Raw genomic sequence first — 26,453 nt, 5'->3', positions numbered from 1 at the left:
ATCCGCCACTCTCATGACACCTGCTCGATGGCGCCGGTGATCAGGCCCGTGACCTCCTCGGGCGAACTCGATGCGATCGTCTTGTCGGCGACCTTGCGGCCGCGCCGCATGACGATGACGCGGTCGGCAACGTCAAAGACGTCGGGCATGCGGTGACTGATCAGCACGACTGATATACCCTGGTCGCGCAGATGGCGGATCAAATTCAGCACCTCCGCCACCTGCCGCACCGAGATCGCCGCCGTCGGCTCGTCCATCAGCACGATCTTGGCCTGGGAAAGCATGGTGCGGGCGATCGCCACCGCTTGCCGCTGGCCGCCCGACATCTGCTTGACGAGGTCGCGGGGCCGGGTTTCGGACTTAAGCACCGCAAAGATCTGGCCGGCGCGCTTGTACATGGCGGCATAGTCGAGGATGCGAAACGGCCCGACGCCCCGGCGCAGCTCGCGGCCGAGATAAACATTGGCGGCGGCCGTCAGATTGTTGCATAGCGCCAGGTCCTGATGGACGATCTCGATGCCATGCTGGCGCGCCTCGACCGGCTTGTGCAGGATCAGGTCCTTGCCGTCCATCTGCATCGTGCCATGGCTCGGGCGGAAATTGCCCGCGATCATCTTGACCAGGGTCGACTTGCCGGCGCCATTGTCGCCCATCAGGCCGACGACCTGCCCGGGCTCGATCGACAGCGACACGTCGTTGACCGCCTGGATGGCGCCGAAATGTTTCGAGATATTGGTGAGTTCGAGAACCGCCACCAGCCTTCTTGCCTCCCCGTGCTTACCGGCCCGCGGTTCCGCCGCGGCCCCGCTCTCCCCAGCTCCTCCCGGAGACAGCGATTTTGAAGTCCATTATGCGAATGCCCGCACCGGCGTCAATTGTCGGACGAATAAGATCTGGCAATTGTCCGACGAATTGAGGGGAGGGCTCCTTAAAAATCAGTTTTGTAGGACAAATAGAGATTGACGTTGGCCGCGAGCCGATATTAGCTAAGCGTCGGAGGAGAATATGCCGACCCTGTTGCCGGTTTTCCGGGCGGGTCGGCGGAGGCTTATCGGTCGAGGGACCGCCGACAGCAGTGTTTGTTGGGCGGCTTCGAGACCGCATCTGGAAATGCTTATCGACCTGGCTTGGCGACACGAGCGCTCGTGCAACGATGCTCTGTCATTGCTTGATCCGGTCGGTCTGTGTGGCGGACACGTCGTGTCCGTCTGTTTTCAAGGGAGGACTGACATGAGGAAATCACTATTGCTCGCCGCTGCCGCCGTCATGGCGCTCGGCGCCGGGCCGGCTTTGGCCAAGAAACAGCTCGTCATCGTCGTGAAGGGTCTCGACAATCCGTTCTTCGAGGCCATCAACCAGGGTTGCCAGAAATGGAACAAGGAAAATGCCAGTTCGGAGTATGAGTGCTTCTACACCGGTCCGGCTTCGACCTCCGACGAGGCCGGCGAGGCGCAGATCGTCGGCGACATGCTGAGCAAGTCCGATACCGTGGCGATGGCCATTTCGCCGTCCAACGCGCCGCTGATCGCGCAGACCATCAAAAGCGCCAATCCGTCGATCCCGATCATGACCATCGACGCCGACCTTGCCAAGGAAGATGCAGCACTTCGCAAGACCTATCTTGGCACCGACAACTATCTGATGGGCAAGAAGATCGGCGAGTACATCAAGAAGGGCAAGCCGGATGGCGGCAAGATCTGCACCATCGAGGGCAATCCCGCGGCCGACAACATCCTGCGCCGCGCGCAGGGCATGCGTGATGCGCTTTCGGGCAAGGAAGGTCTTGCAGCGCTCGCCGGCGAAGGCGGCTGGACGGAAGTCGCCGGCTGCCCGGTGTTCACCAATGACGACGGCGCCAAGGGCGTGCAGGCGATGACCGATATCCTCGCCGCCAATCCCGATCTCGACGCCTTCGGTATCATGGGCGGCTGGCCGCTGTTTGGCGCGCCGCAGCCCTATCGCGACCTGTTCAAGCCGATGGCCGACAAGATCGCCAAGAACGAATTCGTCATCGGCGCCGCCGATACGATCGGCGACGAGGTGGCGATCGCCCGTGAAGGCCTTGTCACCGCACTCGTCGGCCAGCGGCCGTTCGAGATGGGCTACAAGGCGCCTTCGGTGATGATCGACCTGATCGAAGGCAAGGCCGTTGCCGATCCGGTGTTCACCGGCCTCGACGAATGCACCAAGGACACGGTCGACACCTGCATCCAGAAGTAGGCCGCAATTTCGGGGCGCCGGACGCTTTGGTCGTAGAGCGGGGGCGCCCCGCCACCCCGGGTCATGGAATGTACCCGGTTCATGCAAGGGACAAGCAGCGCGGTCGGGGCGGAATGCCCCGGTTTCGACGCGCCCATAGTTCGCATTTTCGGCGAAGGGCTAATTCGGCAGGGAATCTGAATTCCCGACAATTGCCCGCGACAGACAGCCGACGCATTGGAACGTGGATGCCGGACGACGGAAAATCAAGGAAACGACCCGCCAAGGCCGAGGCGCCGGTCAGACCCCCGGCTGCCTTTCGGCGCGCCGACGCGGCACACTTTCCCGGCTCGAGCGTGCATGCCTCGCTGGCAAGCGAGATCGGTCTTCGGATCGTGCGCGGCGACTATCCCCCCGGGGCCATCCTGCCCAACGAAGCCAAATGGTCGGAAACCTTCAACGTCAGCCGCTCGGCGGTGCGGGAAGCCATCAAGATGCTGATGGCCAAGAGCCTGTTGGCATCGCGCCCCAAGATCGGCAGTTGGGTCGAGCCGAAGGAGCGCTGGAACCTGCTCGATCGCGACGTGCTCGCCTGGTACGCGACCGCACCCGACCGCGAGGCGTTCCTGCGCACCGTGCAGGAATTCCGTCATATCATCGAACCGGAAGCCAGTGCCTTCGCCGCCATGCGGCGCAGCGATGAGCAGATGGCCGAGATCAGCCAGGCCTGCCGGGAGATGGGCGAGGCGGCGACGCTGCAGGAGCGCACGCGCGCCGATACGCGCTTCCACCTCGCCATCCTGCGCGCCTCCGGCAACGACCTGCTGGTGCCGCTCGGCGTGCTGATCGAATCGGCGCTCGACCACCTGTTCGTCTTCGTCACCCGCGAGCACAGCGACCAACGACGGGCACAGTCCTTGCACGAAGCGATCGAGAAGAACATCCGCCTGCGGCGACCAGGCGCGGCGCGCAATGCGGTGCACAGATTGCTCGCCAACACCGATGATGTCATCGGTCGGTCACGGCGGTAAGGTCAAACCCAATCGCTCTGAACGGCAAAGTTCGGCTCTAAGCGGAAACTCGTTCGCGCTCGGCCGAATTCCCGCCCATGACCCTGACCAGACCTTCCGGACCTATTTGCCTTCCAGAAGTCGGACATTCGGCCCAACCAGCCCTTGTTGCCTATTCCTATACAGCGGCCTTACAGTTCATCACCGAACAATGAGGCTTGCTGTCGCTCTCCCGAGGTCATCTGGTACCTGACTGGCTTGGTTAACTTCTTGATCGTTCCTTCGCTCACGGCTCGTTTCATCCAGGCATTTACCTGGGACTTTTCCAATTCAAGCCGCACGGAGATATCCTCTACCGTCAACGAGCGAACTGATGTGAGATCGGCCATGTGCGCCAGGAAAAGCGAATAGAAATCTGCGTTGACCGCTTGCGGGTGCTTCGCAGGTAGTGCGGCAAAGCTGGGTTCGGTCTCCTCGGAGAATTCGCCTGACTTCGGTGAACCGGCACCATCCTTCAGGTCTTCCTCTTCATTTCGACTGCGAGGCGCTAGCGGCAGGCCTTCCTGTTTAGACTGGCCGGGATCAGACTCGGAGTTGGTAAGTAGAATTGACAGCGACTGTAAGTCGTCGGGCAGCCAGTGCGCCCCACGTCTCACGAGCTCTGGATTTCCCGATCCCGCGGCAGTGCTTGGCTTGATCCAGAGCGGGACCCATGTGTTTTTCAGGTCTTCAAGCGCGCCGCTCCATGTGCCGCCACTGTCGGCCGTGCTGCTAATGACGATCGCTGCGTCGGCTAGGCAGTAGATGTAGCGGTTCCGCGACATGGCGTTGCCGACATTGAACCCCGCCTCCGGATTGAAGGGGGTGATCAGCACCAAGTCGCCGGACATGATACGCTTGCGATATCGCGATGACGTCGCTAACTTAAGAAGACTGTCTGCGAGGACGCCAATAGCAGTCCCATCGCCGTCCAATGCTCCGAGCATCGCGCTTTGATCGACGCCTCGCGCCCCGCCAGAGACGATAGAAAAGCCTTGTGAGGCGGCTTCTTTGCCAAGATTGGCCGTGAATGCAAGGTCTTCTTCATCTGCATCGCGCGATCCCACAACGGCGATACCGCCAGCGTTCAATAGGGCCTTGTTTCCGCAGCCAAAGAATACCGCGGGAGATTCGGCACGGAGTCGTCGCTTCAACAGTTCGGGATATCCTGGGTCGGATCTGGTCAGCACCCAGAGCCCGGCACGTTGCCACTTCTCAAGGGCGAGACCAAGGGCCGCTCCCCGGCCAATAAGTGATCGGACGCGTACGATCGTAACCGCGCGATCCGTCCAGCCCGCAAGTAAAGAATCCAAGTCGCCCTTGAGCAAGGCCGCGGGGTCCAGCCCGTGTTCCTTGAGCCAGATGGCAAACCGAGCCCACTCTTTGTTCGAAAGGGGCTTCATATCGGCGGAATCGGATTTGCCGAACGATACGGTTAGAAGCATCATCGCTTGGGACTGAGGCGTCAACTGCATCTCAGGCCCCCATGCTCGATGTTGTCAACGCAAGTGGCCAGACTGGACCGCTGCCTGCTTGTCTCAGCAGAGCGGCGGCAACCGTCAGCGTCCAGGCAGAGTCAACGACGTCGTCAACGAGGAGCACTGGCCCGTCCCGCACCTCACCGTCGATCCTAAAAACCCCATCAAGGTTTCGACATTGGTGAAACCTGTTCTGTTGCCCCTTCTGGGGTTCATTGTCCTTGATTTTGATCACGACGGGAAAAAACGGAATCTCAAGTTCAATCGCGAGGCGCTCGGAAAAATCGGAAACCAGGGTGGGATGGTTTCTTGAAGGTATGCATGTGATCCAAGTCGGTGCCGGATCGGGGCGCCAGCGGTCGCGGATCATCTCGGCGACCGCATCAGCTAGCTCATCACGGAAGTGTCCGCTGTGCTTATCTTCTGCTACAATCTGTCCCCAGCCGGCGTCGCCCCAGCGAGAGAGGATGCGTCCTGTTTCCGACCTTAGCGCGTCCGGGAGATTTCCTCTGAATCCGTATTCGACGAAGGCGTCTTTCGCGACCTGTTTTTTGCATTCAAGGGCGATTTCCGAGTGGCGTAGAAAACGCCCACCTTCAATGGCCGTGTCTCGGCTGAAAGTGGTAGCTACAATCGGCTGCCCCAAGCACCGCGCGCATCTTCCACATGCCCGTGGGTCTGCATCGTCTAACGCGCGGGCCAGGAACTCCATGAGGCATCCCGGCTCGTCGATGTAGCCTTGAATCTCGCCCCATTCGACTTCGCGCTGTTCTGTCAGCCGCTGGATCCGATCGTGGTCCATCCGAAATGGAACCGGCGTTCGCTGCCACAGTGAACCGTCCTTGATGACTGGTGCCGGACTATCGACGGACAGGAACTTGAGAACCTGCTCTATCTGGCGTCGACGCAGGTTCACCGTCTCTTCAAGCTCTGTCGCTGTAAGCCCGTCACTGTCTTCAAGCGCGTCCAAAATCGACTGCACCCATCGGTCACGAGGAAATGCGCTGCTTCGGAAATATTCGTGGATGTCGTCGTCCTCGTCCCCCGACATCAATATGCCGACTGCATGGTCGATTCCCCGCCCAGCGCGTCCGACCTGCTGATAGTAAGCAACGATCGATCCTGGTGCTTGATAGTGGACGACGAAACCAAGGTCGGGTTTGTCGTATCCCATTCCTAGGGCTGTGGTCGCGACTATCGCTTTTATTTCGTTGTTCAGGAGAAGGTCTTCAAGGTGCTGCCGGTAGGCATCGGAATCGTCGAAACCGTCACCGAACACACCACTGTAGTAGGCTTTGGCGGCAATGCCATGCTGATTCAGCCAGTCGGCGACCTGGTTCGCATCACGCTTTGTAAGTGTGTAGATGATCCCCGTGCCGGGGAGTGCCCCGATGTGTTCTGCGAGCCAGGCGAGGCGGGCAGCCTGCGTTGGCAGCCGCATTGTCTGTAGCGCCAGCGTTGGCCTGATGAGCGATCCGCGCTGGATCGCGATATTCCCTAGTTGGGCTTGGACATCTGCAACGACGCGATTGTTGGCGGTCGCTGTTGTGCCCAGGATCGGCACATTGTCTGGCATCCGTTGCAGAACATTGACCAGCCGCCGGTAGTCAGGTCGAAAGTCGTGTCCCCAATCTGAAATGCAGTGTGCCTCATCGACCACCAGCAGACCAATGGTCTCCGCGATAGGTAGCAGCACGTTCCCTATGAACTCGTCGTTCGACAGGCGCTCCGGTGAGATCAAGAGAGCGTCAGCCTCGTCTGACCGAACAACTCGTTGGAGTGCCGGCCATTCAGTTCTGTTCGTGGAGTTTATGGTCAATGCTCTGATACCAAGCCTCTCAGCGGCCTCGATCTGGTTCCGCATGAGAGCCAGTAGCGGCGATACGATCAGCGTGGGGCCGCGCCCGCGGTCTCGGAGAATACGAGTGGCGATGAAATAGACGGAACTCTTGCCCCAGCCGGTGCGCTGCACCACCACCAACCGCTCTTGACGATTCACGAGGGCATCAATCGCCTCCCACTGGCCGTCGCGGAACGAGGCGCCTGCATCATTCAGTGCTCTTCTTAAAAGGACAAGTGCTGCGGGTCGATCTGTCATCAACAGTGTTCCAATTCCGTGCCGATCCGCACTCGGTCGATGTAGGCTTGTAAGCGAACCTTGTCTCGCTTGATACATGTGGTTCGGCCAATGCGGTTGCGACAGCTCGATCGCACGCGTGTCAGTCGGTTTGTTACAGGTTTCGGTGAGTTTGTCGGCGGTTGCAACGGCGATGATCGGGTGACCTGGCTTTCAGGCATCTTCGTCAACAGGAACGTCCGATTTCCGATGAACAGCGCAATGTCTGCTGTTGGCGCCATTCGCTCGTTCCCATCGACGAGGCGAATGGCAACATTCTACCCATCTTGGCCATTTGCGCTGATTGGGTTTGCCGCTAGATGATGGTCCTAAAGGTCGGTTCGGAATGATGATCAACAGGACCATAGCGCATGGTTCTATTGCAATGAATCAGGCTTTTGGGCTCATGGAAATTCCATGTCGGCTCTGCAGCCTTCATTGCGCGCCCTATGGGACGCGCGGCGCTGTGGTCGGCATCAGGTCGACGCCGTTGACCTTGGCGACATGCGTTGCCAGCATCGGCACATATTGATCGGCGGGCCCGGCGGCAAAGGCGCCGGCGAAGGCGTTCTTGGTGGCATTGCCAAGCGGGTTGGCTATGCCGGCCGCACCCGCCATCGATTCGAGATAGGTGAGGTCCTTGAAGGCATTGGCAATAGTGAATTTATGGGCGTCGCGGTCGCCCTCCAGCGTCCAGCGCATGAAGGTCTGGTAGAAGCCGCAATCCATGCGGCCGTTGCGGATGACGCTGTCGAAACGCGGCGGCGAGATGCCGACCTTCTCGGCCAGTGCCAGCGCCTCGGAATAGATCGCCGCATAGCCGAGCGAAATGAAATTGTTGAGCAGCTTCATGCGGTGGCCGTCGCCGGTGCCGCCGATATGGACGATGCGTCCGGCCCAGGTGTCGAGCACCGGCCTGAGGCGGGCAAAGACCGCGTCGGAGGCGCCGACCATGGCGTCGAGCGTGCCTTCCCAGGCCTCCTTCGGCGTGCGGCTGAGCGGGGCATCGACATAGTCGACGCCGAGCGCCTTGAGTTCGGCGGCGATGGCCACCGTTGATACCGGATCGGAGGTCGAGCAGTCGACGACGACCGAGCCCTTCTTCAAGCCCTCCTTGAGGCCGCCGGGGCCGCGGACAATGGTTTCCACCTCGCGCGAGCCGGTGACGCAGATGAAGACGATATCGGATGCCGCAGCCACGTCGCGCGAGGTGGCTGCTTCCTTGGCGCCGCGGCCAAGCAGATCTTCCGCGGGTTTGCGGTTCTTGCGGCCGAGAAACGTCAGCGCATAGCCCTTGTCGACGATGTTCTTGGCGATTCCATGCCCCATCAGGCCAAGGCCGATGAAGCCGATCTTTTCGCTCGCGGCAGTCGTGGTCATGTCGTTTTGTCCTGTCTGGAAATTATCGATAATGGTGCTGCCGTTCTTGCCGCAGGTGGTTGCAGAATGCAATATTGTCTGACAATACACATAATTCCCAAGCGATGTGGAGAGCAAAATGACGAAGCGGATCATGTTCACCGGTGGCAGCGGCAAGGCCGGGCGTCATGTCGTGCAATATCTGGTCGAGCATGGCTGCCAGGTGCTCAATATCGACACCAGGCCGCTCGACAATCCCAAGGTGCGCACGCTGATCACCGACATCACCGACAGCGGGCAGGTGTTCAACGCGCTGTCGAGCTATATGGGCCTGCACGAATTCGATCCGTCGTTGCGCGCGCAGCCGGTCGATGCCGTGGTGCATTTCGCGGCCATCCCACGCATCATGATCACAACCGACAACGAGGTGTTCCGCATCAATGCGCTCGGCACCTACAATGTCATCGAGGCGGCGGTGAAGCTCGGCATCCGCAAGGTGGTGATCGCGTCCAGCGAGACGACCTACGGGCTGGTGTTCGCCAACGAGCCGCGCGACCCCAAATATTTCCCGCTCGATGAAGACTACGACGTCGATCCGATGGACAGCTACGCGCTGTCCAAGGTCGTCAATGAGAAGACGGCGCGGGCGTTTGCGCAACGCAACGGCACCGACATCTATGCCCTGCGCATCGGCAACGTCATCGAGCCGCATGAATACCAGCTGTTTCCGAAATGGTTCGCCGATCCGGGTTTCCGCAAGCGCATCGCCTGGAGCTACATCGATGCGCGCGACCTTGGCCAGATCACGCTGCGGGCGATCGAAAGGGACGGGCTTGGCTATCAGGTGTTCAACGCCGCCAATGACGATTGTTCGTCCGATCTGCCGACAGCCGAGTTGCTAAAGCGGTTTTATCCCGACGTGCCAATCAAGGCTGAACTCGGCGAATATGAGACGCTGCTCTCCAACCGCAAGGCGAGGGATGTGCTTGGCTTCCGCCCTGAGCATAGCTGGCGGAGATACGTCAAGAAGGCTTGATCAAGTGATGATCCGGGGCTGATCCGTGCACAGAAGCGGGCTTTGCGGTCCTGTGCTTGACAGGCTTTGAAATCCGGACTTTCTGGGACAGATGCGGGACGGAAAGCCGAACAAGGGAAAAAATTGGCCGGTGCGGCTCCCGCCGAACGTCCGGCGGCCGTCCGCCGGGCCGATGTGGCCCGCATTCCCGGGTCGAGCGTGCATGCCTCGCTGGCCAACGAGATCGGCTTGAGGATCGTGCGCGGCGACTATCCGCCGGGAACCATCCTGCCCAACGAAGCCAAATGGTCCGAGACCTTCGATGTCAGCCGCTCGGCGGTGCGGGAAGCCATCAAGATGCTGATGGCGAAAAGCCTGTTGGCATCGCGCCCCAAGATCGGCAGTTGGGTCGAACCCAGGGAACGCTGGAACCTGCTCGACCGCGATGTGCTCGCCTGGTACGCGACATCGCCCGACCGCGAGGTTTTCCTGAAAACCGTGCAGGAATTCCGCCATATCATCGAACCGGAGGCCAGCGCCTTCGCCGCCATGCGGCGCAGCGACGAGCAGATGGCCGAAATCAGCCAGGCCTGCCGGGAGATGGGCGAGGCGGCGACGCTGCAGGAGCGCACCCGTGCCGACACGCGCTTTCATCTGGCCATCTTGCGGGCGTCGGGCAACGATCTGCTGGTGCCGCTCGGCGTGCTGATCGAATCGGCTTTCGATCATCTGTTCGCCTATACGACGCGGGAGCTGGACGATTTGCAGCATGCGCAAAAGCTGCATGAGGCGATCGAGAAGAATATTCGCCTGCAGCGGCCGGATGCGGCGCGCAATGCCGTGCGCAAACTGTTGGCCAATACCGACGTCGTCATCAGGTCGAGGTAGCTCGATACTCGGCTTACGCCATCTTGCGCTTTCCTTCCTTCGGGCGTCCGAAGGTGGCGCGCAGTTCGTCTTTTTGTGTCCGCACGGCGTTGACGGTTCCAGGAGAGGAACTGCTCAGCCCTGGAGCCACGGAATTGCCTGATGTGGCGCTGCTCCGCGCCGCGAATGGGCCGATAGTGGCGAAGGAACCGGTCGATTTCTAAAAAACCGCGGACAGGAAACGTCTTTGACCACAACCGCCAGCCAGGCAAGCAGCCCCGGTATCGACAGCGCCTACGCCTGGGTGCGGCTCGCCATCTCGATGCTGCTGGCGACAATCGGTGGCGTCGGCATGTGGGCGGTGGTCGTCGTGCTGCCCGCCGTGCAGGCCGAATTCGGCGTCGACCGCGCCGCGGCATCGATGCCCTATGCCGCGACCATGGTCGGCTTCGCTCTCGGCAATCTGCTGGTCGGACGCGCCATCGACCGCATGGGCTACTGGATTCCGGCGCTGACAGCTTCGATCGCGCTCGGCGCCGGTTTCCTGCTCGCGTCGCTGACCACATCGATCCTTGGGTTCACCCTTGCCCAGGGGCTTTTGATCGGTGTCGGCACGTCGGCGATCTTCGGTCCGTTGATCGCGGACATCTCGCACTGGTTCAACCGCCGGCGTGGCGTGGCGGTGACGGCGGCCGCTTCCGGCAGTTACCTTGCCGGGGCAATCTGGCCGACGGCGATGCCCTATGTCATGCAGAGCGAAGGCTGGCGCTTCACCTATGCCGCGATCGGCATCGTCTGCCTCGCCACCATGGTGCCGCTGGTACTGCTGCTCAGGCGCGGCGCACCACTTGCCGCTGCTCCCGGTTCACCCGGCCGCCGACTGGTCCAGCCGATCTCGCTGTCGCCGGCGGCCCTGCAGGTGCTGCTCGTCGTCGCCGGCTTCGGTTGCTGCATGGCGATGTCGATGCCGCAGGTCCATATCGTCGCCTATTGCATGGATCTCGGCTACGGCGTGGCGCGAGGCGCCGACATGCTGTCGATCATGCTGGCGGCGGGCGTCGTCAGCCGGCTGGCGTCCGGCTTTCTGGCCGATCGCATCGGCGCGGTGAAAACCCTGCTCATCGGCTCGGTGCTGCAATGCCTGTCGCTGCTGTTCTACATCCCCTTCGACGGGCTCGCCTCGCTCTATGTCGTCTCGCTGGTCTTCGGCCTGTCGCAAGGCGGCATCGTGCCTTGCTATGCGATCATCGTGCGCGACTACATGCCAGCCAAGGAGGCCGGCCAGCGTGTCGGCATCGTCATGATGGCGACCATCTTCGGCATGGCGGTCGGCGGCTGGATGTCGGGCTGGATCTACGACCTCACTGGCTCCTACGCCGCCGCCTTCCTGAACGGCACCGCCTGGAACCTAGTGAACCTGGTGGCCGTCGGGCTTCTGATGTGGAAGGCGCGCCGCAGCGCGATGGCGATGGCCTGAGGAGTTGAAGCCAGCCGTCCGGGCGTGAAAGTCGCCACGGACCGTCGGCTTGACAACGGACAGAGGCTGCGCGACGCCAAGCCGACAAAATGTGGCGAGGAAGCCGGATGAGCATGGCGACAAGGCCGCGACGGTGCGTTGGCAAAGGCGCAGTGCCGGGAACAAGGCCATGATCAAGCCGCGCTCGCGCCGTGGCGGCGGCCGCCCCACTATCGCCGATGTCGCGCGCAAGGCCGGCGTCGGCGCCATCACCGTGTCGCGCGCCTTGCGCGATCCGGAACGTGTCTCGGAGGATCTGCGGCGTCAGATCCGGGCTGCCGTCGACGAACTCGGCTATGTACCCGATCCGAATGCACGCGCTCTGGCCTCGGCGCGCGCCGAGGTATTCGGCGTTCTGGTGCCGTCGCTCACCAATAACGTCTTCGCCGAAGTGGTGCGCGGCATCTATGACAGCCTGTCGGATGGCCCATTCCGCGTCCAGCTCGGCAACACGCATTATTCCGGCCTCGAGGAAGAACGGCTGTTGCAGGTGTTTGGCTCGCAGCGCCCGGCAGCCCTGATCGTGGCCGGCATCGACCAGACGCCGACCGCGCGAAAATTGCTGGAGACAGCCGGCTGCCCGGTGGTGCAGGTCATGGAAACCGGACCCGATCCTGTCGACATGCTGGTCGGTTTCTCGCATCTCGACGGCGGACGCACGGCGACGGAGCATCTGATCGAGGCGGGTTACAGGCGGATCGGTTTCATCGGTGCGCGCATGGACCCGCGATCGCAGCGGCGTCTCGCCGGCTATCGCGCGGCAATGGAAGCTGCCGGCCTGTTCGATGCACGGCTGGTCACCACCACGCCAGTGTTGTCGAGCGTGACGCTCGGGCGCGAATTATTCCGTGACGCGTTGGCCAAGATGCCGGCGCTCGACGGCGTCTTCTGCAACAACGACGATATCGCGCTCGGTGTACTGTTCGAGTGCCACCGCGCTGCGATCGCCGTGCCGAAGACCATCGGCATCGTCGGCTTCAACGATCTCGACATGATGCAGTCTGCGTTCCCATCAATTACCAGCATCCGCACCTACCGCTATGAAATCGGCCGACGCTCGGTCGCCATGGCCCTGGCGGCGATTGCGGGGAAACGGCCGGAGCAGCGGGTGGTCGACCTCGGCTTCGAGCTTATTCGGCGCGAGAGCACGGCGCGCTGACGCTTTCCGGATATAGCACAATGATCCTTTACACGCCGTCATGGTAGCGCTACCATCCAGCGTCGGCACAAAATCGCGATGGGGCCCAAAGCCTGTTTATTATACATAAGCGACAGCTGATACTTGTTTATTATGTATAATATGATAGTTTTTGTTGCTGCTTGCGGGATCACAAGGAGAGGATGTCGGGCCGGCAACCGGCCCACCTCAAGAGCGCGACGGCAAGGCGGGAGGTGCCTGGTCAGACGCGTGAACTGTCATGGCTGTTAACAACAATCAGAACTGCAACTGGGAGGAATATCGATGATCAAGTCACTTGTTGGTGGCATCGTTGCCGCCGCTGCATTCGCCATGTTGAGCTCGTCGGCGATCGCCGATCCCGAAATCGTCAAGGGGCCGGCGGCCGAGCCGGACTGCTTCGCGCCATGGGCGGCCGATACGCAGTTCTTCAAGTTCCCCAAGAAGGAAGGCCCTTACCGCATCGCGCTCGCCAATGGCTATATCGCCAACACCTGGCGCATCCAGATGGTGCAGACGGCGAAGGCCTATGCGGCGCAGCCCGACGTCGCGGCGAAGCTGAAGGAATTCAAGGTCGTCTCGACCGGCGAAGACGTGCCGGCCCAGATTTCGGCGATCAACAATTTCATCGATTCCGGCTATGACGCGATCGTCGTCAACGCGCAGAACCCCACCGCCTTCGGGCCGGTTATCAAGCGCGCCAAGGAAGCCGGCGTCGTGCTGGTTGCCTTCGACAACATCCTCGACACCAAGGACGCCATCAACGTCAATGTCGACCAGAAGGGTCTCGGGGAGCTGTGGGGCAACTGGCTGATCAAGCATGTGCCCAATGGTGGCAAGATCCTCGAAGTGCGCGGCGTTGCCGGCACATCGGTCGACACCGACCGCCACAATGGCATCCATGAGGTTCTCGACGCTTCCGGCAAGAAGTGGGAAGTCACCGAGGTCGTCGGCAAGTGGGATGACGGCGTGGCGCAAAAGGCTTCGGCCGATGCCATCGCCACCAACGGTCCCTTCGATGGCGTCACCGGTCAGGGCGGCGATACCGGCATCGTGCAGGCGATGATCGACGCCAAGCATCCCTTCGTGCCGTTCGGCGGCGAGACCGAGAATGGCTTCCGCAAGTTCTGCGCCAAGTTTGCCGCGGACGGGCTGAAGTGCTCGTCGGCCGGTACCGGCCCGGCGCAGGTGGCGGTTGCCATCAAGACAGCGATCGCAGCACTTGAAGGCCAGGTCGTCCCGCAAGCGGTCAAGCTGCCGCTGGCGATCGTCGAGGATCCGAACTTCAAGGCAGGCCAGGACTATTTCCCTGACCAGTCCGACAATTTCTTCGTCGGTAACTCGTTCCCGACCTGCGGTATCAATTTCACCGCGCAGGAAATCATGGGCCAGAGCAAGGAAAACCAGTAGACTGATCGCTCGGCGCCGCGGAGCACCCCGCGGCGCCGGTCCCGAAGAACAAGCGCCTTGGGAGGGGCCGATGGACGGAGCGGTTCCGCTCTTCCGCATGGAAGGCATATCCAAGCGCTATGGCGGCGTGCGGGCGCTGGAAAAGGCCGAGCTGTCCGTCACGCCAGGCAGCATCCACGCCATCCTCGGCGAAAACGGCGCCGGCAAATCGACACTGATCAAGGTCATGGCGGGCGTCGTCGCGCCCGACGAAGGCCGCATGATGCTGGACGGAAGCGAGGTGACCTTCGCCTCGCCGGCCGCCGCTAACCAGGCCGGCATCGTCTGCATCTTTCAGGAGCTGTCGCTCGTCCCCGAACTCAGCGTCGCCGACAACATCGTCATTGCCGATCCGCCCCAGCGCTTCGGCATGATCGACCGCAAGGCGCAGCGCCGCATCGCGGAGGAGGCGCTGGCGCGCGCGGGCGCCGCCGACATCCACCCGCTGGCGCTGGTCAAGGATCTTCCTCTTTCAAGAAGGCAGATGGTCGAGATCGCCAAGGCTCTGGCCAGGAAGCCGCGCATCCTGATCCTCGACGAGGCGACCTCGGCGCTGACGGCGGCCGACGTCGCCAAGATCTTCGGCGTGCTGAAGCGGCTGCGCTCGGAAGGGTTGGCGCTGCTCTACATCTCGCACCGGATGAACGAGATCGCCGAGCTTGCCGACCAGTGCACGGTGTTTCGCAACGGCGGCAATGTCGCGAGCTATGCGGCAGGCTCGAAGACCGACAACGAAGTCGTCGAGCTGATGATCGGCCGCGAATACAGCCATATCTTCCCGCCGAAGCCGGTGCGTGCGCAGGCTGACGCCGCTCCCGTGCTGGAGGCCCGCAAGCTCTCCTGGACCGACCGGCTGGACAATGTCTCGCTCACGGTGGGCGCAGGCGAGGTCGTCGGCCTTGGCGGTCTCGACGGCCAGGGCCAGCGCGAATTGCTGCTCGCCTTCTTCGGCGTGCTGCGCGGCCTGTCCGGCCAGATATTGATCGACGGCAAGCCGGTGGCCATCGCCAGTCCGACCGCCGCGCGCGACGACCGGATCGGCATGGCGCTGATCCCGGAAGACCGCAAGACGGAAGGCCTGATGCTGCCGATGACGGTGCGCGAAAATCTCTCCTTCGCGGCACTCGACCGGCTGTCCAGGGCCGGCGTCATCGATCGCGCCGCCGAGCAGCGGCTGATCGACGACATGGTCGGTCTCCTGGCGATCAAGACGGCAGGCCTCGATATTCCGGTCGCAGCACTTTCCGGCGGCAACCAGCAGAAGGTCGTCATCGCCAAATGGCTGATGCGGCAGCCGCGCATCATCCTGCTCAACGATCCGACACGCGGCATCGATGTCGGCACCAAGCAGGAACTGTATCAGCTGATGCGCAAGCTCGCCGATCAAGGTGCGGCGATCCTCTTTTACTCCACCGACTATGACGAACTGATCGGCTGCTGCGACCGGGTGCTGGTGCTCTATGACGGAGCCGTCAAGCGCGAGCTGGTCGGCGCCGAGATCACCGAGCGGGCCCTGATCGCCAGCGCCCTCAACATCCATGGCGATGACACCAGCCTGAAGCAGGGAGCAGACGCGTGAAAGACTGGCGCTACTGGCTTGCCGAGCAGCGCGGAACGCTGCTCGCCTTCGGCATCTTCATCGTCATGTTCGTCATCTACACCTCGAACCATCCGGCGGGCTTCACCGCCAATGTCGTGCAGACGGCTTCGAACAAGGGCGTGCTGCTTGCCTTCATCGCCATGGCGCAGACGCTGGTGGTGATCACCGCCGGCATCGATCTTTCTATCGGCATGATCTTCACGCTGACCAATTGCCTGGCCTCGTGGCTGGTCATCGGCACCGGTATCGAAACCGCCTTCGGGGTCGTCGCGGTGCTTGGTACCGGACTGCTGTGCGGGGCGATCAACGGCGCCATCGTCATCTATGGACGGCTTCAGCCGATTGTCGCCACCATCGCCACGGGTGCGGTCTATTTTGGCATCGCACTGCTGCTCAGGCCCTTTCCGGGCGGCTCGGTCAACGAGGATCTCGCCGACGCGCTGACCGGGCGCCTGTTCGGCGTGGTGCCGGCGAGCCTGGTGGTGCTGCTGGCCGTCGTGCTCCTGGTCTGGGTACCGTTCAGCCGCTCGGTGCTCGGCCGCGCGGCTTACGCGGCCGGATCGTCGGAGATGGCTGCCTACATGTCCGGCGTGCCGATCCGCCGCGGCAAGTTCGCCGCCTATGCGCTGGCCGGTCTGCTTGCCGCGATCGGCGGGCTGTTCCTGACGTTCTTCACCTATACCGGCGATGCCGCCTATGCCAGCGGCAATGCCTACACGCTGTTTTCCATCGCCGCAGTCGTGCTCGGCGGCGTTTCGCTGTTCGGCGGCAAGGGCAGCGCCATCGGCGCGATCTTCGGCGCGCTCGCCTTCCGCACCATCGGCGACCTGCTGTTCGTCTTCGATTTCGATCCGCTCTGGCAGCCGCTGTTCCAGGGTGTCATCCTGCTGATCGCGGTCAGCCTCGGCGCCTTCGCCCTGTTTCGGGTCCGCAACCGGTTGGAGTGGTTCCTGTGAGCGAGACGACGATCGGGGATATTGCCGGCCGCATGCCGAAATTCATTCGCCGCGCCGATCCGGCGGTGTTGACCGCCTTTGCCTGCATCGTGCTGCTGCTGTTTGTCGGCAGTCTCTACTCACGCAGCTTCCTGTCGCCCGAATATCTGCTGCAGCAGCTCAAGGTGGCCTCGTTTCTCGGCGTCATCGCAACCGGCATGATGCTGGTCATCCTGCTCGGCCAGATCGACCTGTCGGTGCCGTGGTCGGTGGCTGTCGGCGCCATGATGGCCTGCGCGGCGGCGGCCTATGGCTCGGCCGGGGTGGCGCTGGCCATTCCGTTCGGTATCTTCTGCGGTGTGCTGATCGGCATCGTCAACGGTATTGGCGTCGCCTATCTGCGCATTCCCTCGATGATCATAACGCTTGCCACCAATGCCGTCGCGCAAGGGCTGATGGTGGTCTACACGGGCGGGTTCTCGCCGCAGGACTCGGCAACCGGAGCGATGCGCTATCTGGCGACCGGCTTTGCCATTCCGGGACTGCCGAACGCGGTCATCATCTGGGCGCTGATCGGTGCAGTGATGGTTTTCGTCCTGACCCGCACCGGTTTCGGCCGCGCCGTCTATGGCATAGGCAACCGCGAGCGCGCCGCCTACCTCTCAGGCATCGATACAAGGCGGGTGGTGATGATCGCCTTTGCCGTGTCCGGCGGGCTCTCCGCTTTCGGCGGCGTGCTTCTGGCCGGCTATGCCTCCAAGGCGGCGCAGTCGATGGGCGATGCCTATCTCTTGCCGTCGATCGCAGCGGTGGTGCTCGGCGGCACCTCGATCCTTGGCGGTCGCGGCTCCTATCTCGGCACGGTCGCGGGCGTGATCCTGATCACACTGCTGCAATCCATCCTTTCCGTCATGCAGATGCCGGAGGCGGGGCGGCAGATCATCTATGGCGTCGTCATCGTCGCCATGCTGCTGCTCTACGGCCGCGCGCCGGCAAGCCGCTGATCCGCATCGTGAACGAAAAGGCGGAACAAGTCCGGAGGGGCCCCATGCGGCCCGCGCCGGCCGTCGTGGCGATGGGCGTCGCGGGTTGCGGCAAATCCGCCGTCGGCGAAGCGCTGGCAGCAGTGCTGGGGGCCGCCTTCGTCGAGGGCGACAGGCTGCACCCGCCCGAGAATGTCGCGCGTATGGCGCGTGGCGAGCCGCTCACCGACGCCTTGCGCGAAGGCTGGCTCGACGCGATCGGCCAGCGCATCGCTGTATCGGTCGCCAGCGGGCAGGGTGTCGTCGCTGCCTGTTCGGCATTGAAGCGCAGTTACCGCGAGCGCCTGCGCGGTTTTTGCAAGGACATCGTTTTCCTCTATCTGGAAATCGATCCTGCGACCGCAAAGCAGCGTGTCGGCTCCCGCCCGGGCCATTTCATGCCGGCGAGCCTGGTCGACAGCCAGTTCGCCACGCTTGAGGCGCCGGCAGCGGACGAGCGGGCATTGACGCTCGACGCCACGCGGCCGGTCGGAGACATTGTAGCCTCTGCCGTTAGCCTGCTTGGCGAGGCGAACTCATGAGCCGGCATCATTGTCGATTGCGACGACACCCGACCGCTCGGTGAACCTTTGGTGGCTGGCCCACACCATCATCTGCTCGGGATGATCTTTCAGAGCCTCCAGCAGGCGGTCGCGCTTGAGCAGGATGTAGTGCGCCTGCAACGCCATGTTCTTGGGACCCATCTCCTTTGTCTTGGGCACAATCGGCGCCGGCTGCGATTGCGCCGGCCTCAGTTCGGGGCTGATGGCGGCCCGATATTCGCGGAACGGAACCGTCTCGAAGGTCGACATGGCAAACAGCGCCGTGCCGCCCCGTGCAGCGAAATTCGCGGGCGCCGAGGCGAGATGGGTCCAGCCGCTTTCCCCGATGCCGGCTTCGGCGAAGGTCGAACCGGCATGGATGTTGTTGGTCATCAGGACGACGCCGTTGTCTTTCAGGATCTTCTGCATGCGGATTGTCACCTGATAGGCGTCGCCGCGTTCGAAAACGACCCGGCTTTTCAGGAAGCGGTTTTCGACGGCGACCAGCGGCGGGTTGAGGAATCGCAAGCCGAATGTCGTGTCGGAGATGCCGTGAAAGTCGACGCTCACCTGATGGGCTTCGACACCGGCCTCATGCAGCGCCCGCTTGCCGATGATGGTCTGGGCGGTGAACTGATCGCACCAGACGATGGCGCCTCGGCCGCGTTTCAGCGCCGCTTGCAAGCCTTCCAGGCCTTCCAGCCGGATCGTCGGCGACCAGCGCGTGCGGACCACATGCACCGCAAGCAGCAGGCGCCGACGGTGGTTCGCGGCGAGCAGGGCCCTGAACAGCTTCTTTGCATCGATGTCTTTGCCAAGCACCGCCTGGGTCGCGGCGGCGTAGCGCGAAAAGTCCTTGCGCATGTGGCGCTTCAGCCGAAGTCCTGACACAAAGCGGCAGATCGGCGCCCACCAGGCGACCGGCAGTATTGTCGCAACACCGAGATAGAAGCCGAACAACAGGCTTTCGCGAAAATCCTTGTTGGAGAAACGGCGCAGTTTTGCCGGGCTGATGAGTTTGCGGCTGAAGAACCGGACAGGCTCGGCGCGATCCGGCACTATGACGTCGGCGATGATTTCAGTGCGGTAGCTGGCGGCGGATGGTCTCTTCCGATCGGCTTTCCCTGATTTTGCGAACCACGGCAGCCTCATCCGATCGATCTATATCTGTGACGTCAGTTCGACCGGAAAATCGTCATTGTCGGCGTCGCGCATGGCGGCGAGGCTGCGATTGTCCAGCACCTCGGCGATCGCCTGCCGCACTTCCAGCATCATGTGCCGGACCTGGCAGGTCGCCTCGTCGCAATCCTCGCAGCGCTGGTACTGGGTGCGGCTGGCGCAAGGGATTGGCGCCAGCGGTCCATCGAGGACGCGCACGACATGGCCGATCTTGATCTCGGAGGCCGGCCGAGCGAGGCGATAACCGCCTTCCTTGCCCTTGCGGCTCTGGACGAAGCCGGCATTGCGCAATTCGCCCAGGATGGCATCCAGGAATTTCTTCGGGATGTTGTTGGCGACCGCGATGTCATTGACGAATGCAAGCTGGCCGACCGGCAGACCGGAGAGATGCACGAGGGCCTTGAGCCCGTATTTGCCTTTTTTGGTAAGCATGCCCGATTCAGTTCATGAAACCCCAACCGCCCGCATCTGGCGGTTGTTTGTGTGCAAATCATGACGTTTTGACCGCGCGGTGCGGTTTCGCGCAAAACAAGCTGTCGGATGGCAGGTTAAACACAAACGCGTTGATTCTTTGTAACGTTTTGGACGGCAGGCGACCCGGAAACTGCATTTCCAGGCATAAAAACAAAGAAAGCCGGCCAACTGCCGGCTTTCTTTGCTTGGCTTGAGGATAGAAAACCTTAGCGGCTGCCATAGGTCTGGTCGAGCAGCCCGCCGGCTGCAAAATGCTCGGCCTGCACCTTGTCCCAACCGCCGAAGACATCCTCCACCGTCAGCAGGCGGACATCGGGAAACTCAGCCTTGTATTTGGAGGCGACGGCTTGGTCGCGAACCCGGTTGCCATTCTCGGCCAGGATGTTCTGGCCCTCCGGCGTATAGAGGAAGTCGAGGTAGGTCTTGGCGAGATCGCGCGTACCGTGCTCGTCGGCGACCGTGTCGACGATCGCCACCGGAAACTCGGCCAACAGGCTGACCGAGGGCGTCACCTGCTCGAATTTGTCCCCACCATACTCCTTGCGGATGCCGCGCGTCTCCGACTCGAAGGTGATCAGCACGTCGCCGATCTCGCGCTGCACGAAGGTCGTGGTTGCAGCGCGCCCGCCAGTATCGAAGATCGGCACGTTGTTGAACAGCTTGGTCACGAACTCCTTCACCTTGGCGTCGTCGCCCTTGAAGGCTTCCTTGGCGTAGGCCGTGGCGGCGAGATAGGTGTAGCGCGCATTGCCCGAGGTCTTCGGGTTGGGGAAGATCACCTGGACGTCGTCGCGTACGAGATCGTTCCAGTCCTTGATGTGCTTGGGATTGCCGGTGCGCACCAGGAAGGACGGCAGCGAATAGAAGGGCGAGGCGTTGTTAGGGAAATCCTTCTGCCAATCGGCGGAGACGAGGCCCTTCTTGACCAGGAAATCGATGTCGGTGACCTGGTTGAAAGTAACGACATCGGCGCCGAGGCCCTCGGCGATGGCGCGTGCTTGCGCCGACGTTCCGGCATGCGACTGATCGATGCTGACGCCGGGGTGTCCGGCGATGAAAGCCTTGTTGACCTGCGCGAAGAGTTCGCGGCCGACATCGTAGGAAGCGTTCAGCAATTTGTCGGCCGACCAGGCTTGGGAGGATGCGAGGAACAGGCCGGCCGCAGTGGCGACGCCAAGCAAAAATCGCTTCATGAAAACAGGCTCCTTGAAAAATGCCGTTTATCGAATGCCCAAGAATAATCAGCCGGTGCCCGACGCGACGAGGCATGCAAGGCGGAGCCATGGCGACGTCGTTAGAAAAACCGTTGCCGAAACAGCCGGTTGGTAGGATTTTCTTCCAAGCAGAGTCTTCTGGGCGTCTTGTCGTGCGCGTGCACAGTCGTTCCTGGGCCGGCCAATTGCAGGCGAAAACGATTGCATCGAAGCGCTATATGGCATATACAAATGGCATATACAAAGGAGCCCTCGCCATGCCCCGGCACCGCTATTCAACAACGCCGCCGAAAGAGGCGAAGCTTTTCCGCAACAACCGCAGTCAGGCGGTGCGCATTCCCGTCGAGTTCGAACTCCCCGGCGAAAAGGTCCTGATCAGCCGTGAAGGCGACCGCCTTGTCATCGAGCCGGTCCGCAAAGCCGGCCTCACCGCGCTGCTTGCCCAATGGGCCAAAGAGCCGCCGCTCGGTCCTGAGGACGACTTCCCCGAGATCAACGATACACCTGTCAAATCCGAGGAAATTTTTTAATGCGGTTCATGCTGGATACGAACATTATCAGCGACATGATCCGAAACCCGGCTGGCAGAGCCGCAAGGGCAATGGCGCGAGAGGGAGACGCCGCCGTGTGCACCAGCATCGTGGTCGCCTCGGAACTGCGATATGGCTGCGGCAGGAAGGGCTCGGCCAAGCTGCTTGGGAAGGTCGAGGAATTGCTGGCTGAGATTCCTGTCTTGCCGCTCGATGTGCCGGTGGATGCGGAGTACGGCGCACTTCGCGCCGAGCTGGAAGGCATGGGTCAGACCATCGGCCACAACGACCTTTTCATTGCTGCCCACGCCTGTGTCCTGGGCACTACGCTGGTGACGGCCAACACTGGAGAGTTCACCCGGATCAGGGGTCTGATGGTCGAAAACTGGTTGGCGTAATGCCCTGGATCAAGCGGCAGGAAAAAGCTTCCAGCGCCGCGGCCGGAATGCCACGCGGCTTTTCTGCGCCGCCGGATGGTCGACGGGCAGCTCGATCTCGACGCGCTGGCGGTCGCCGCCGATTTCGAGTTCCACGCGCCTGGTGCCGGCGACACGGCGGCTGGCGGCGACCGTGCCGGCGATGCAGCCGCTGCAGCCATCCACCAATTCGACATCGTGCGGGCGAAAGAAAAGCGTCGCTTGCCCTTCCGGCGCCTGCGGCGCGGAGAGCCCGATCGGGCGGTCGGCGATCCAGACCTGGCCATCCTCGACCTTGACCGGGACCGAGCTCGATTCGCCGATGAAGCCGTAGACGAAGGGCGAGTTCGGCGTGTCGTAGATTTCATCGGCGGTGCCGACCTGCTCGATGCGGCCCTGGCTCATCACCACGACGCGGTCGGCAAGCTCCAGCGCCTCTTCCTGGTCATGGGTGACGAAGACGGTGGTATGGCCGGTGGCGTCATGGATATCGCGCAGCCAGCGACGCAGTTCCCGGCGCACCTGGGCGTCGAGCGCGCCGAACGGCTCGTCGAGCAAAAGCACGCGCGGCTCGATCGCCATGGCGCGCGCCAGCGCCACGCGCTGGCGCTGGCCACCCGAAAGCTGCGCCGGATAGCGCTTTTCGAGGCCCGAAAGCTGGACGAGGTCGAGAAGCTCGGAGGCGCGGCGGCGGATTTCCTGCGCCGATGGGCGTGTCGGCCCATGCCGGACCTTGAGGCCGAAGCCGATATTGTCGGCAACCGTCATATGGCGAAACAGCGCATAATGCTGGAAGACGAAGCCGACATTGCGTTCCTGGATCGACTTGTGCGAGGCATCCTCCTCGCCGAAGAAGATTTTTCCCCTCGTCGGCCGCTCGAGCCCGGCGATCAGCCTGAGCAGCGTCGTCTTGCCGGAGCCCGAGGGGCCAAGCAGTGCGATCAGTTCGCCGGACTTGATGTCCAACGAAACGTCGCGAAGAGCCGGAAACCGGTCAAACTCCTTGCGCACGTTGGCAACGCGAACTTCCATGCAAATCCCTTTGTAGTTGATGCAAGTCGTTGTCCCAAAACCGGTTCCCACTTTTGGGCGACATGCATTTTGTCAGTGTCCGCGCGTCGCGGCGATCTCGGCGCCGTAGCGCATCTCGAGAAGTGTTTTCAAGACCAGCGTCACCAGCGCCAGGCCGGCAAGCAGCGATGCGACGGCAAAGGCGCCGACGGCGTTGTACTCGTTATAGAGGATTTCGACATGCAGCGGCATGGTGTTGGTCAACCCGCGTATGTGGCCCGACACGACCGACACCGCGCCGAACTCGCCCATGGCGCGGGCATTGCACAAGAGCACGCCGTAGAGCAATCCCCATTTGACGTTGGGCAGCGTCACGTACCAGAAGGCCTGCCAGCCATTGGCGCCGAGCGACAGGGCTGCCTCCTCGTCACCATTGCCTTGCTCCTGCATCAGCGGGATCAGTTCGCGGGCGACGAAGGGGAAGGTGACGAAGATGGTGGCCAGCACGATGCCCGGCACGGCAAACAGAATGACGATGCCATGCGCCTTCAGCCAGCCGCCGAGCAGGCCCTGTGCACCGAACAAAAGCACATAGACCAGTCCGGAAATGACAGGCGAGACCGAAAAGGGCAGGTCGATGAGCGTGGTCAGGAAGGCCTTGCCCTTGAATTCGAACTTGGCGATCGCCCAGGCGGCCGAGATGCCGAAGATGACGTTGAGCGGCACCGAGATCGCCGCCACCAGCAGCGTCAGGCGGATCGCCGAGCGTGTATCGGGGTCGCCCAGCGCCTCCGTATAGGCGCCGACGCCCTTCGAAAAGGCTTCGTTGAAGACGATGATCAGCGGCAAAAGCAGGAAAATGCCGAGGAAGGCAAAAGCCACGATCATCAGCACGCTTCGTGCCCCAAAGCTTTCGGTCACCGCCGCGGACTGGCTTTCGTGGTGAGGCGTGTAGGATTTGATGACCGGGTCAGCCATAGCGCTTGCGGCTCCACGACTGCACCAGGTTGATGACCAGCAGCATCACGAACGACAGGCCGAGCATGATCGCCGCGATCGCGGTCGCCGCGGCGTAGTTGTATTCCTCCAGCCGGATGACGATCAGCAGCGGCGCGATCTCGGATCTGTAGGGCAGGTTGCCGGCGATGAAGATGACGGAGCCGTACTCGCCGACGCCGCGCGCGAAGGCCAGCGCGAAGCCGGTGACGATGGCCGGCGCCAGGCCCGGAAACAGCACCCGGGAGATGATCTGAAAGCGGTTGGCGCCAAGCGTGGCCGCCGCTTCCTCCACCTCCTTGTCGATTTCCTCCATGATCGGCTGGACGGTGCGCACGACGAAGGGCAGGCCGATGAAGATCAGCGCAATGACGATGCCGAGCGGCGTATAGGCAACCTTGATGCCGAGCGGCGCCAGCAGGCTGCCGACCCAGCCGTTCGGCGCGTAGAGCGTGGTCAGCGCGATGCCGGCCACTGCCGTCGGCAGCGCGAAGGGCAGGTCGACCATGGCATCGACGATGCGGCGGCCGGGAAAGTTGTAGCGGACCAGCACCCAGGCGACGATCGTGCCGAACACGACATTGACGGCGGCGGCGATGAAGGCGGTGCCGAAGCTGATTTCAAGCGCGTTGATGGTGCGGCGGTCGGTGGCGATCGCCCAGAAGTCGGCCCAGCCGAGCGCGGCCGATCGCCAGATCAGCCCCGACAGGGGAATGAGGATGATGAGCGTGAGGTAGGCAAGCGAGAAGCCGAGCGTCAATCCGAAACCCGGAATGACGCTCGGCTGTCTGAACCGCCACCCCGCCTTGGCAGGTGCTGTGGTCATGTCGTCCTGATCTAGAGTTTAGCTTACTGGGCCGGCTTGTAGATCTGGTCGAATATACCACCGTCGCCGAAATGATAAGGCTGCGCCTTCTTCCAACCGCCGAAAAGCGGATCGTCGATGGTGATCAGCTTGATCTCAGGCAGTTTGGCAAGATCCTCCGGGGGCACCAGATCGGGCTTCGACGGGCGATAATGGTTCTTGGCGATCAGCGTCTGGCCTTCCTTGGAATAGAGGTAGCTCAGATAGGCTTCGGCGACTTTGCGCGTACCCTTGGCGTCGACATTGGCGTCGACCACGGCGACCGGCGGCTCGGCCAGGATCGAGGTCGGCGGGTAGACGATGTCGAAATTGTCGGCGCCGAATTCGTCGAGCGCCAGATAGGCCTCGTTTTCCCAGGCCAGCAGCACGTCGCCCAGGCCCTTTTGCGCGAAGGTCACGGTCGAGCCGCGCGCCCCGGTATCGAGCACCGGGACATGGGCGAAGAGATTGCCGACGAATTCCTTGGTCTTGGCCTCGTCACCGCCATCCTGGGCGTTGGCATAGGCCCAGGCCGCGAGATAGTTCCAGCGCGCGCCCCCGGAGGTCTTCGGGTTTGGCGTGATGACCTGGACGCCGTCCTTGACCAGATCGCCCCAGTCGTGGATGCCCTTCGGATTGCCCTTGCGGACGAGGAAGATGATGGTCGAGGTATAGGGTGCCGAATTGCTCTCGAATTTCGTCCGCCAGTCGGGATTGATCTTCTTTGATTTCGTGACGATGGCGTTGATGTCGCCTTCGAGCGCCAGCGTCACCACGTCGGCGTCGAGGCCGTCGATCACGGCGCGGGCCTGGGCGCCCGACCCGCCATGCGACTGCTGGATGGTGACGGTCTCGCCGGTGTCGGCTTTCCATTTCGCGGCGAAGGCCTCGTCGAATTGCTTGTAGAGCTCACGTGTCGGATCGTAGGACACATTGAGGATGGTGGTATCGGCAAACGCGAAACCGAGCGTGCCGAACTGGACAGATGTGGCGACCAGCGCGCCGAGCAGTTTCCTGAAATGAGGTTTGGTCATTTCCGCCTCCGTTGACAATGGCCGAACTCTACCGAATTGATAGAAATTAGATGCATTCAACGTTGCCTTTTTTGCCCCTCTGAAGCAATTTTTCGCCGGTATTGCACATCGTGAGGAAACATTTTCCTCCAGCGGTGGCGTGCGGGCTCCCAGCCCAGACGATCTATCTAGAAACAGCCAACGCTTCGGCAAGGCGCAGGAGTGCGGGAGGGGTGCGAGTCGGTGGGCTATTCGGCGGCGATCGGAAAATCGAAGCGCTGCTTTGGAAACGGTTCGTGTTCGAGCGTGTAGTGCCACCATTCGCGGGCATGCGTTTCTTCCCACCCCCCTCTGGCCTGCCGGTCATCTCCCCGCAAGGGGGGAGATTGGCAGCTTCGCCGCCTCGCTTGCTCTCCAACTTTGGTGATTGGCGAAAACGATGGCGACATCCG

24 protein-coding genes are annotated in these 26,453 nt (G+C 62.1%); 13 read left to right on the top strand and 11 right to left on the bottom strand.

Annotated features, from left to right (window positions below):
* Positions 1-11: 11 nt before the first annotated feature.
* Positions 12-755, bottom strand: coding sequence for an ATP-binding cassette domain-containing protein (locus MESS4_RS23580; RefSeq protein WP_006336418.1), 744 nt, complete (start codon positions 753-755; stop codon positions 12-14).
* A gap of 475 nt (positions 756-1,230) precedes the next feature.
* Between MESS4_RS23580 and MESS4_RS23575 the strand changes: the two genes are divergently transcribed.
* Positions 1,231-2,220, top strand: a complete 990-nt coding sequence (locus MESS4_RS23575) for a sugar-binding protein (protein WP_036241947.1) — start codon at positions 1,231-1,233, stop codon at positions 2,218-2,220.
* Positions 2,221-2,447: 227 nt separating this feature from the next.
* Positions 2,448-3,230 carry a FadR/GntR family transcriptional regulator gene (locus tag MESS4_RS23570; protein ID WP_006336416.1) on the top strand — a complete coding sequence of 261 codons (783 nt, stop codon included), beginning with the start codon at positions 2,448-2,450 and terminating at the stop codon, positions 3,228-3,230.
* 170 nt (positions 3,231-3,400) lie between these two features.
* On the opposite strand, the gene MESS4_RS23565 is transcribed toward MESS4_RS23570, so the two are convergent.
* The 3 genes from MESS4_RS23565 to MESS4_RS23555 form a co-directional block, all read right to left on the bottom strand.
* Entirely contained in the window at positions 3,401-4,723 is a 1,323-nt protein-coding gene (locus tag MESS4_RS23565) for a DNA-processing protein DprA (RefSeq protein ID WP_006336415.1), read from the bottom strand.
* Between the two features lies 1 nt (position 4,724).
* Positions 4,725-6,824 carry a RecQ family ATP-dependent DNA helicase gene (locus tag MESS4_RS23560; RefSeq protein WP_006336414.1) on the bottom strand — a complete coding sequence of 700 codons (2,100 nt, stop codon included), beginning with the start codon at positions 6,822-6,824 and terminating at the stop codon, positions 4,725-4,727.
* A gap of 465 nt (positions 6,825-7,289) precedes the next feature.
* Positions 7,290-8,222 carry an NAD(P)-dependent oxidoreductase gene (locus MESS4_RS23555; RefSeq protein WP_006336413.1) on the bottom strand — a complete coding sequence of 311 codons (933 nt, stop codon included), beginning with the start codon at positions 8,220-8,222 and terminating at the stop codon, positions 7,290-7,292.
* A 118-nt stretch (positions 8,223-8,340) separates the two neighbouring features.
* Here MESS4_RS23555 and MESS4_RS23550 point away from each other — a divergent pair, with 118 nt between their 5' ends.
* The 9 genes from MESS4_RS23550 to MESS4_RS23510 all read left to right on the top strand — a co-directional run bounded on the left by MESS4_RS23550 (position 8,341) and on the right by MESS4_RS23510 (position 18,324).
* The gene (locus MESS4_RS23550) at positions 8,341-9,237 is read left to right on the top strand and encodes an NAD(P)-dependent oxidoreductase (protein WP_006336412.1); all 897 of its coding nucleotides are present in this window, start codon (positions 8,341-8,343) and stop codon (positions 9,235-9,237) included.
* Positions 9,238-9,360: 123 nt separating this feature from the next.
* A complete protein-coding gene (locus MESS4_RS23545; protein WP_006336410.1) occupies positions 9,361-10,104 on the top strand; it encodes a FadR/GntR family transcriptional regulator in 744 nt (247 codons plus the stop codon).
* 301 nt (positions 10,105-10,405) lie between these two features.
* Positions 10,406-11,560, top strand: coding sequence for an MFS transporter (locus MESS4_RS23540; RefSeq protein ID WP_244441197.1), 1,155 nt, complete (start codon positions 10,406-10,408; stop codon positions 11,558-11,560).
* Between the two features lie 169 nt (positions 11,561-11,729).
* The gene (locus MESS4_RS23535) at positions 11,730-12,758 is read left to right on the top strand and encodes a LacI family DNA-binding transcriptional regulator (protein ID WP_006336393.1); all 1,029 of its coding nucleotides are present in this window, start codon (positions 11,730-11,732) and stop codon (positions 12,756-12,758) included.
* A 303-nt stretch (positions 12,759-13,061) separates the two neighbouring features.
* On the top strand, positions 13,062-14,186 hold the full coding sequence (locus MESS4_RS23530; RefSeq protein ID WP_006336391.1) for a sugar ABC transporter substrate-binding protein: 1,125 nt from the start codon (positions 13,062-13,064) through the stop codon (positions 14,184-14,186).
* A 70-nt stretch (positions 14,187-14,256) separates the two neighbouring features.
* The gene (locus MESS4_RS23525) at positions 14,257-15,804 is read left to right on the top strand and encodes a sugar ABC transporter ATP-binding protein (RefSeq protein WP_006336390.1); all 1,548 of its coding nucleotides are present in this window, start codon (positions 14,257-14,259) and stop codon (positions 15,802-15,804) included.
* Positions 15,801-16,781: an ABC transporter permease gene (locus MESS4_RS23520; RefSeq protein ID WP_006336389.1), complete on the top strand. Its 981-nt coding sequence runs from the start codon at positions 15,801-15,803 to the stop codon at positions 16,779-16,781. Before MESS4_RS23525 ends, MESS4_RS23520 begins: the two co-directional genes overlap by 4 nt.
* Entirely contained in the window at positions 16,778-17,764 is a 987-nt protein-coding gene (locus MESS4_RS23515; RefSeq protein WP_006336388.1) for an ABC transporter permease, read from the top strand. Before MESS4_RS23520 ends, MESS4_RS23515 begins: the two co-directional genes overlap by 4 nt.
* 44 nt (positions 17,765-17,808) lie before the next feature.
* The gene (locus MESS4_RS23510) at positions 17,809-18,324 is read left to right on the top strand and encodes a gluconokinase (protein ID WP_006336387.1); all 516 of its coding nucleotides are present in this window, start codon (positions 17,809-17,811) and stop codon (positions 18,322-18,324) included.
* On the opposite strand, the gene MESS4_RS23505 is transcribed toward MESS4_RS23510, so the two are convergent.
* The 3 genes from MESS4_RS23505 to MESS4_RS23495 form a co-directional block, all read right to left on the bottom strand.
* Complete coding sequence (locus tag MESS4_RS23505; protein WP_006336385.1) at positions 18,319-19,476, bottom strand: hypothetical protein; 1,158 nt, start codon at positions 19,474-19,476, stop codon at positions 18,319-18,321. The two genes, MESS4_RS23510 and MESS4_RS23505, sit on opposite strands and share 6 nt — an antisense overlap.
* A gap of 9 nt (positions 19,477-19,485) precedes the next feature.
* A complete protein-coding gene (locus MESS4_RS23500) occupies positions 19,486-19,935 on the bottom strand; it encodes an Rrf2 family transcriptional regulator (protein WP_006202816.1) in 450 nt (149 codons plus the stop codon).
* Between the two features lie 248 nt (positions 19,936-20,183).
* Positions 20,184-21,170, bottom strand: coding sequence for a sulfate ABC transporter substrate-binding protein (locus MESS4_RS23495; protein ID WP_006336384.1), 987 nt, complete (start codon positions 21,168-21,170; stop codon positions 20,184-20,186).
* Between the two features lie 278 nt (positions 21,171-21,448).
* Between MESS4_RS23495 and MESS4_RS23490 the strand changes: the two genes are divergently transcribed.
* Complete coding sequence (locus tag MESS4_RS23490; RefSeq protein WP_006336383.1) at positions 21,449-21,721, top strand: AbrB/MazE/SpoVT family DNA-binding domain-containing protein; 273 nt, start codon at positions 21,449-21,451, stop codon at positions 21,719-21,721.
* Positions 21,721-22,119, top strand: coding sequence for a type II toxin-antitoxin system VapC family toxin (locus tag MESS4_RS23485; RefSeq protein WP_006336382.1), 399 nt, complete (start codon positions 21,721-21,723; stop codon positions 22,117-22,119). Before MESS4_RS23490 ends, MESS4_RS23485 begins: the two co-directional genes overlap by 1 nt.
* A 9-nt stretch (positions 22,120-22,128) precedes the next feature.
* On the opposite strand, the gene MESS4_RS23480 is transcribed toward MESS4_RS23485, so the two are convergent.
* The 4 genes from MESS4_RS23480 to MESS4_RS23465 form a co-directional block, all read right to left on the bottom strand.
* Positions 22,129-23,169 (bottom strand): sulfate/molybdate ABC transporter ATP-binding protein, encoded by a 1,041-nt coding sequence (locus MESS4_RS23480; RefSeq protein WP_006336381.1) that lies wholly within the window; start codon positions 23,167-23,169, stop codon positions 22,129-22,131.
* A 72-nt stretch (positions 23,170-23,241) separates the two neighbouring features.
* Positions 23,242-24,126, bottom strand: a complete 885-nt coding sequence (cysW, locus tag MESS4_RS23475; RefSeq protein ID WP_006336380.1) for a sulfate ABC transporter permease subunit CysW — start codon at positions 24,124-24,126, stop codon at positions 23,242-23,244.
* Positions 24,119-24,970: a sulfate ABC transporter permease subunit CysT gene (cysT, locus tag MESS4_RS23470; protein WP_006336379.1), complete on the bottom strand. Its 852-nt coding sequence runs from the start codon at positions 24,968-24,970 to the stop codon at positions 24,119-24,121. Before cysT ends, cysW begins: the two co-directional genes overlap by 8 nt.
* A gap of 23 nt (positions 24,971-24,993) precedes the next feature.
* Positions 24,994-26,022 (bottom strand): sulfate ABC transporter substrate-binding protein, encoded by a 1,029-nt coding sequence (locus tag MESS4_RS23465; RefSeq protein WP_006336378.1) that lies wholly within the window; start codon positions 26,020-26,022, stop codon positions 24,994-24,996.
* Positions 26,023-26,453: the final 431 nt, after the last annotated feature.

Origin of the sequence: Mesorhizobium sp. STM 4661 (assembly GCF_000359125.1) — a bacterium.
Classification (GTDB): Bacteria; Pseudomonadota; Alphaproteobacteria; order Rhizobiales; family Rhizobiaceae; genus Mesorhizobium.
The sequence above is the reverse complement of the archived record's forward strand: the minus strand, read 5'-3'. Positions and strand labels throughout refer to the sequence as shown.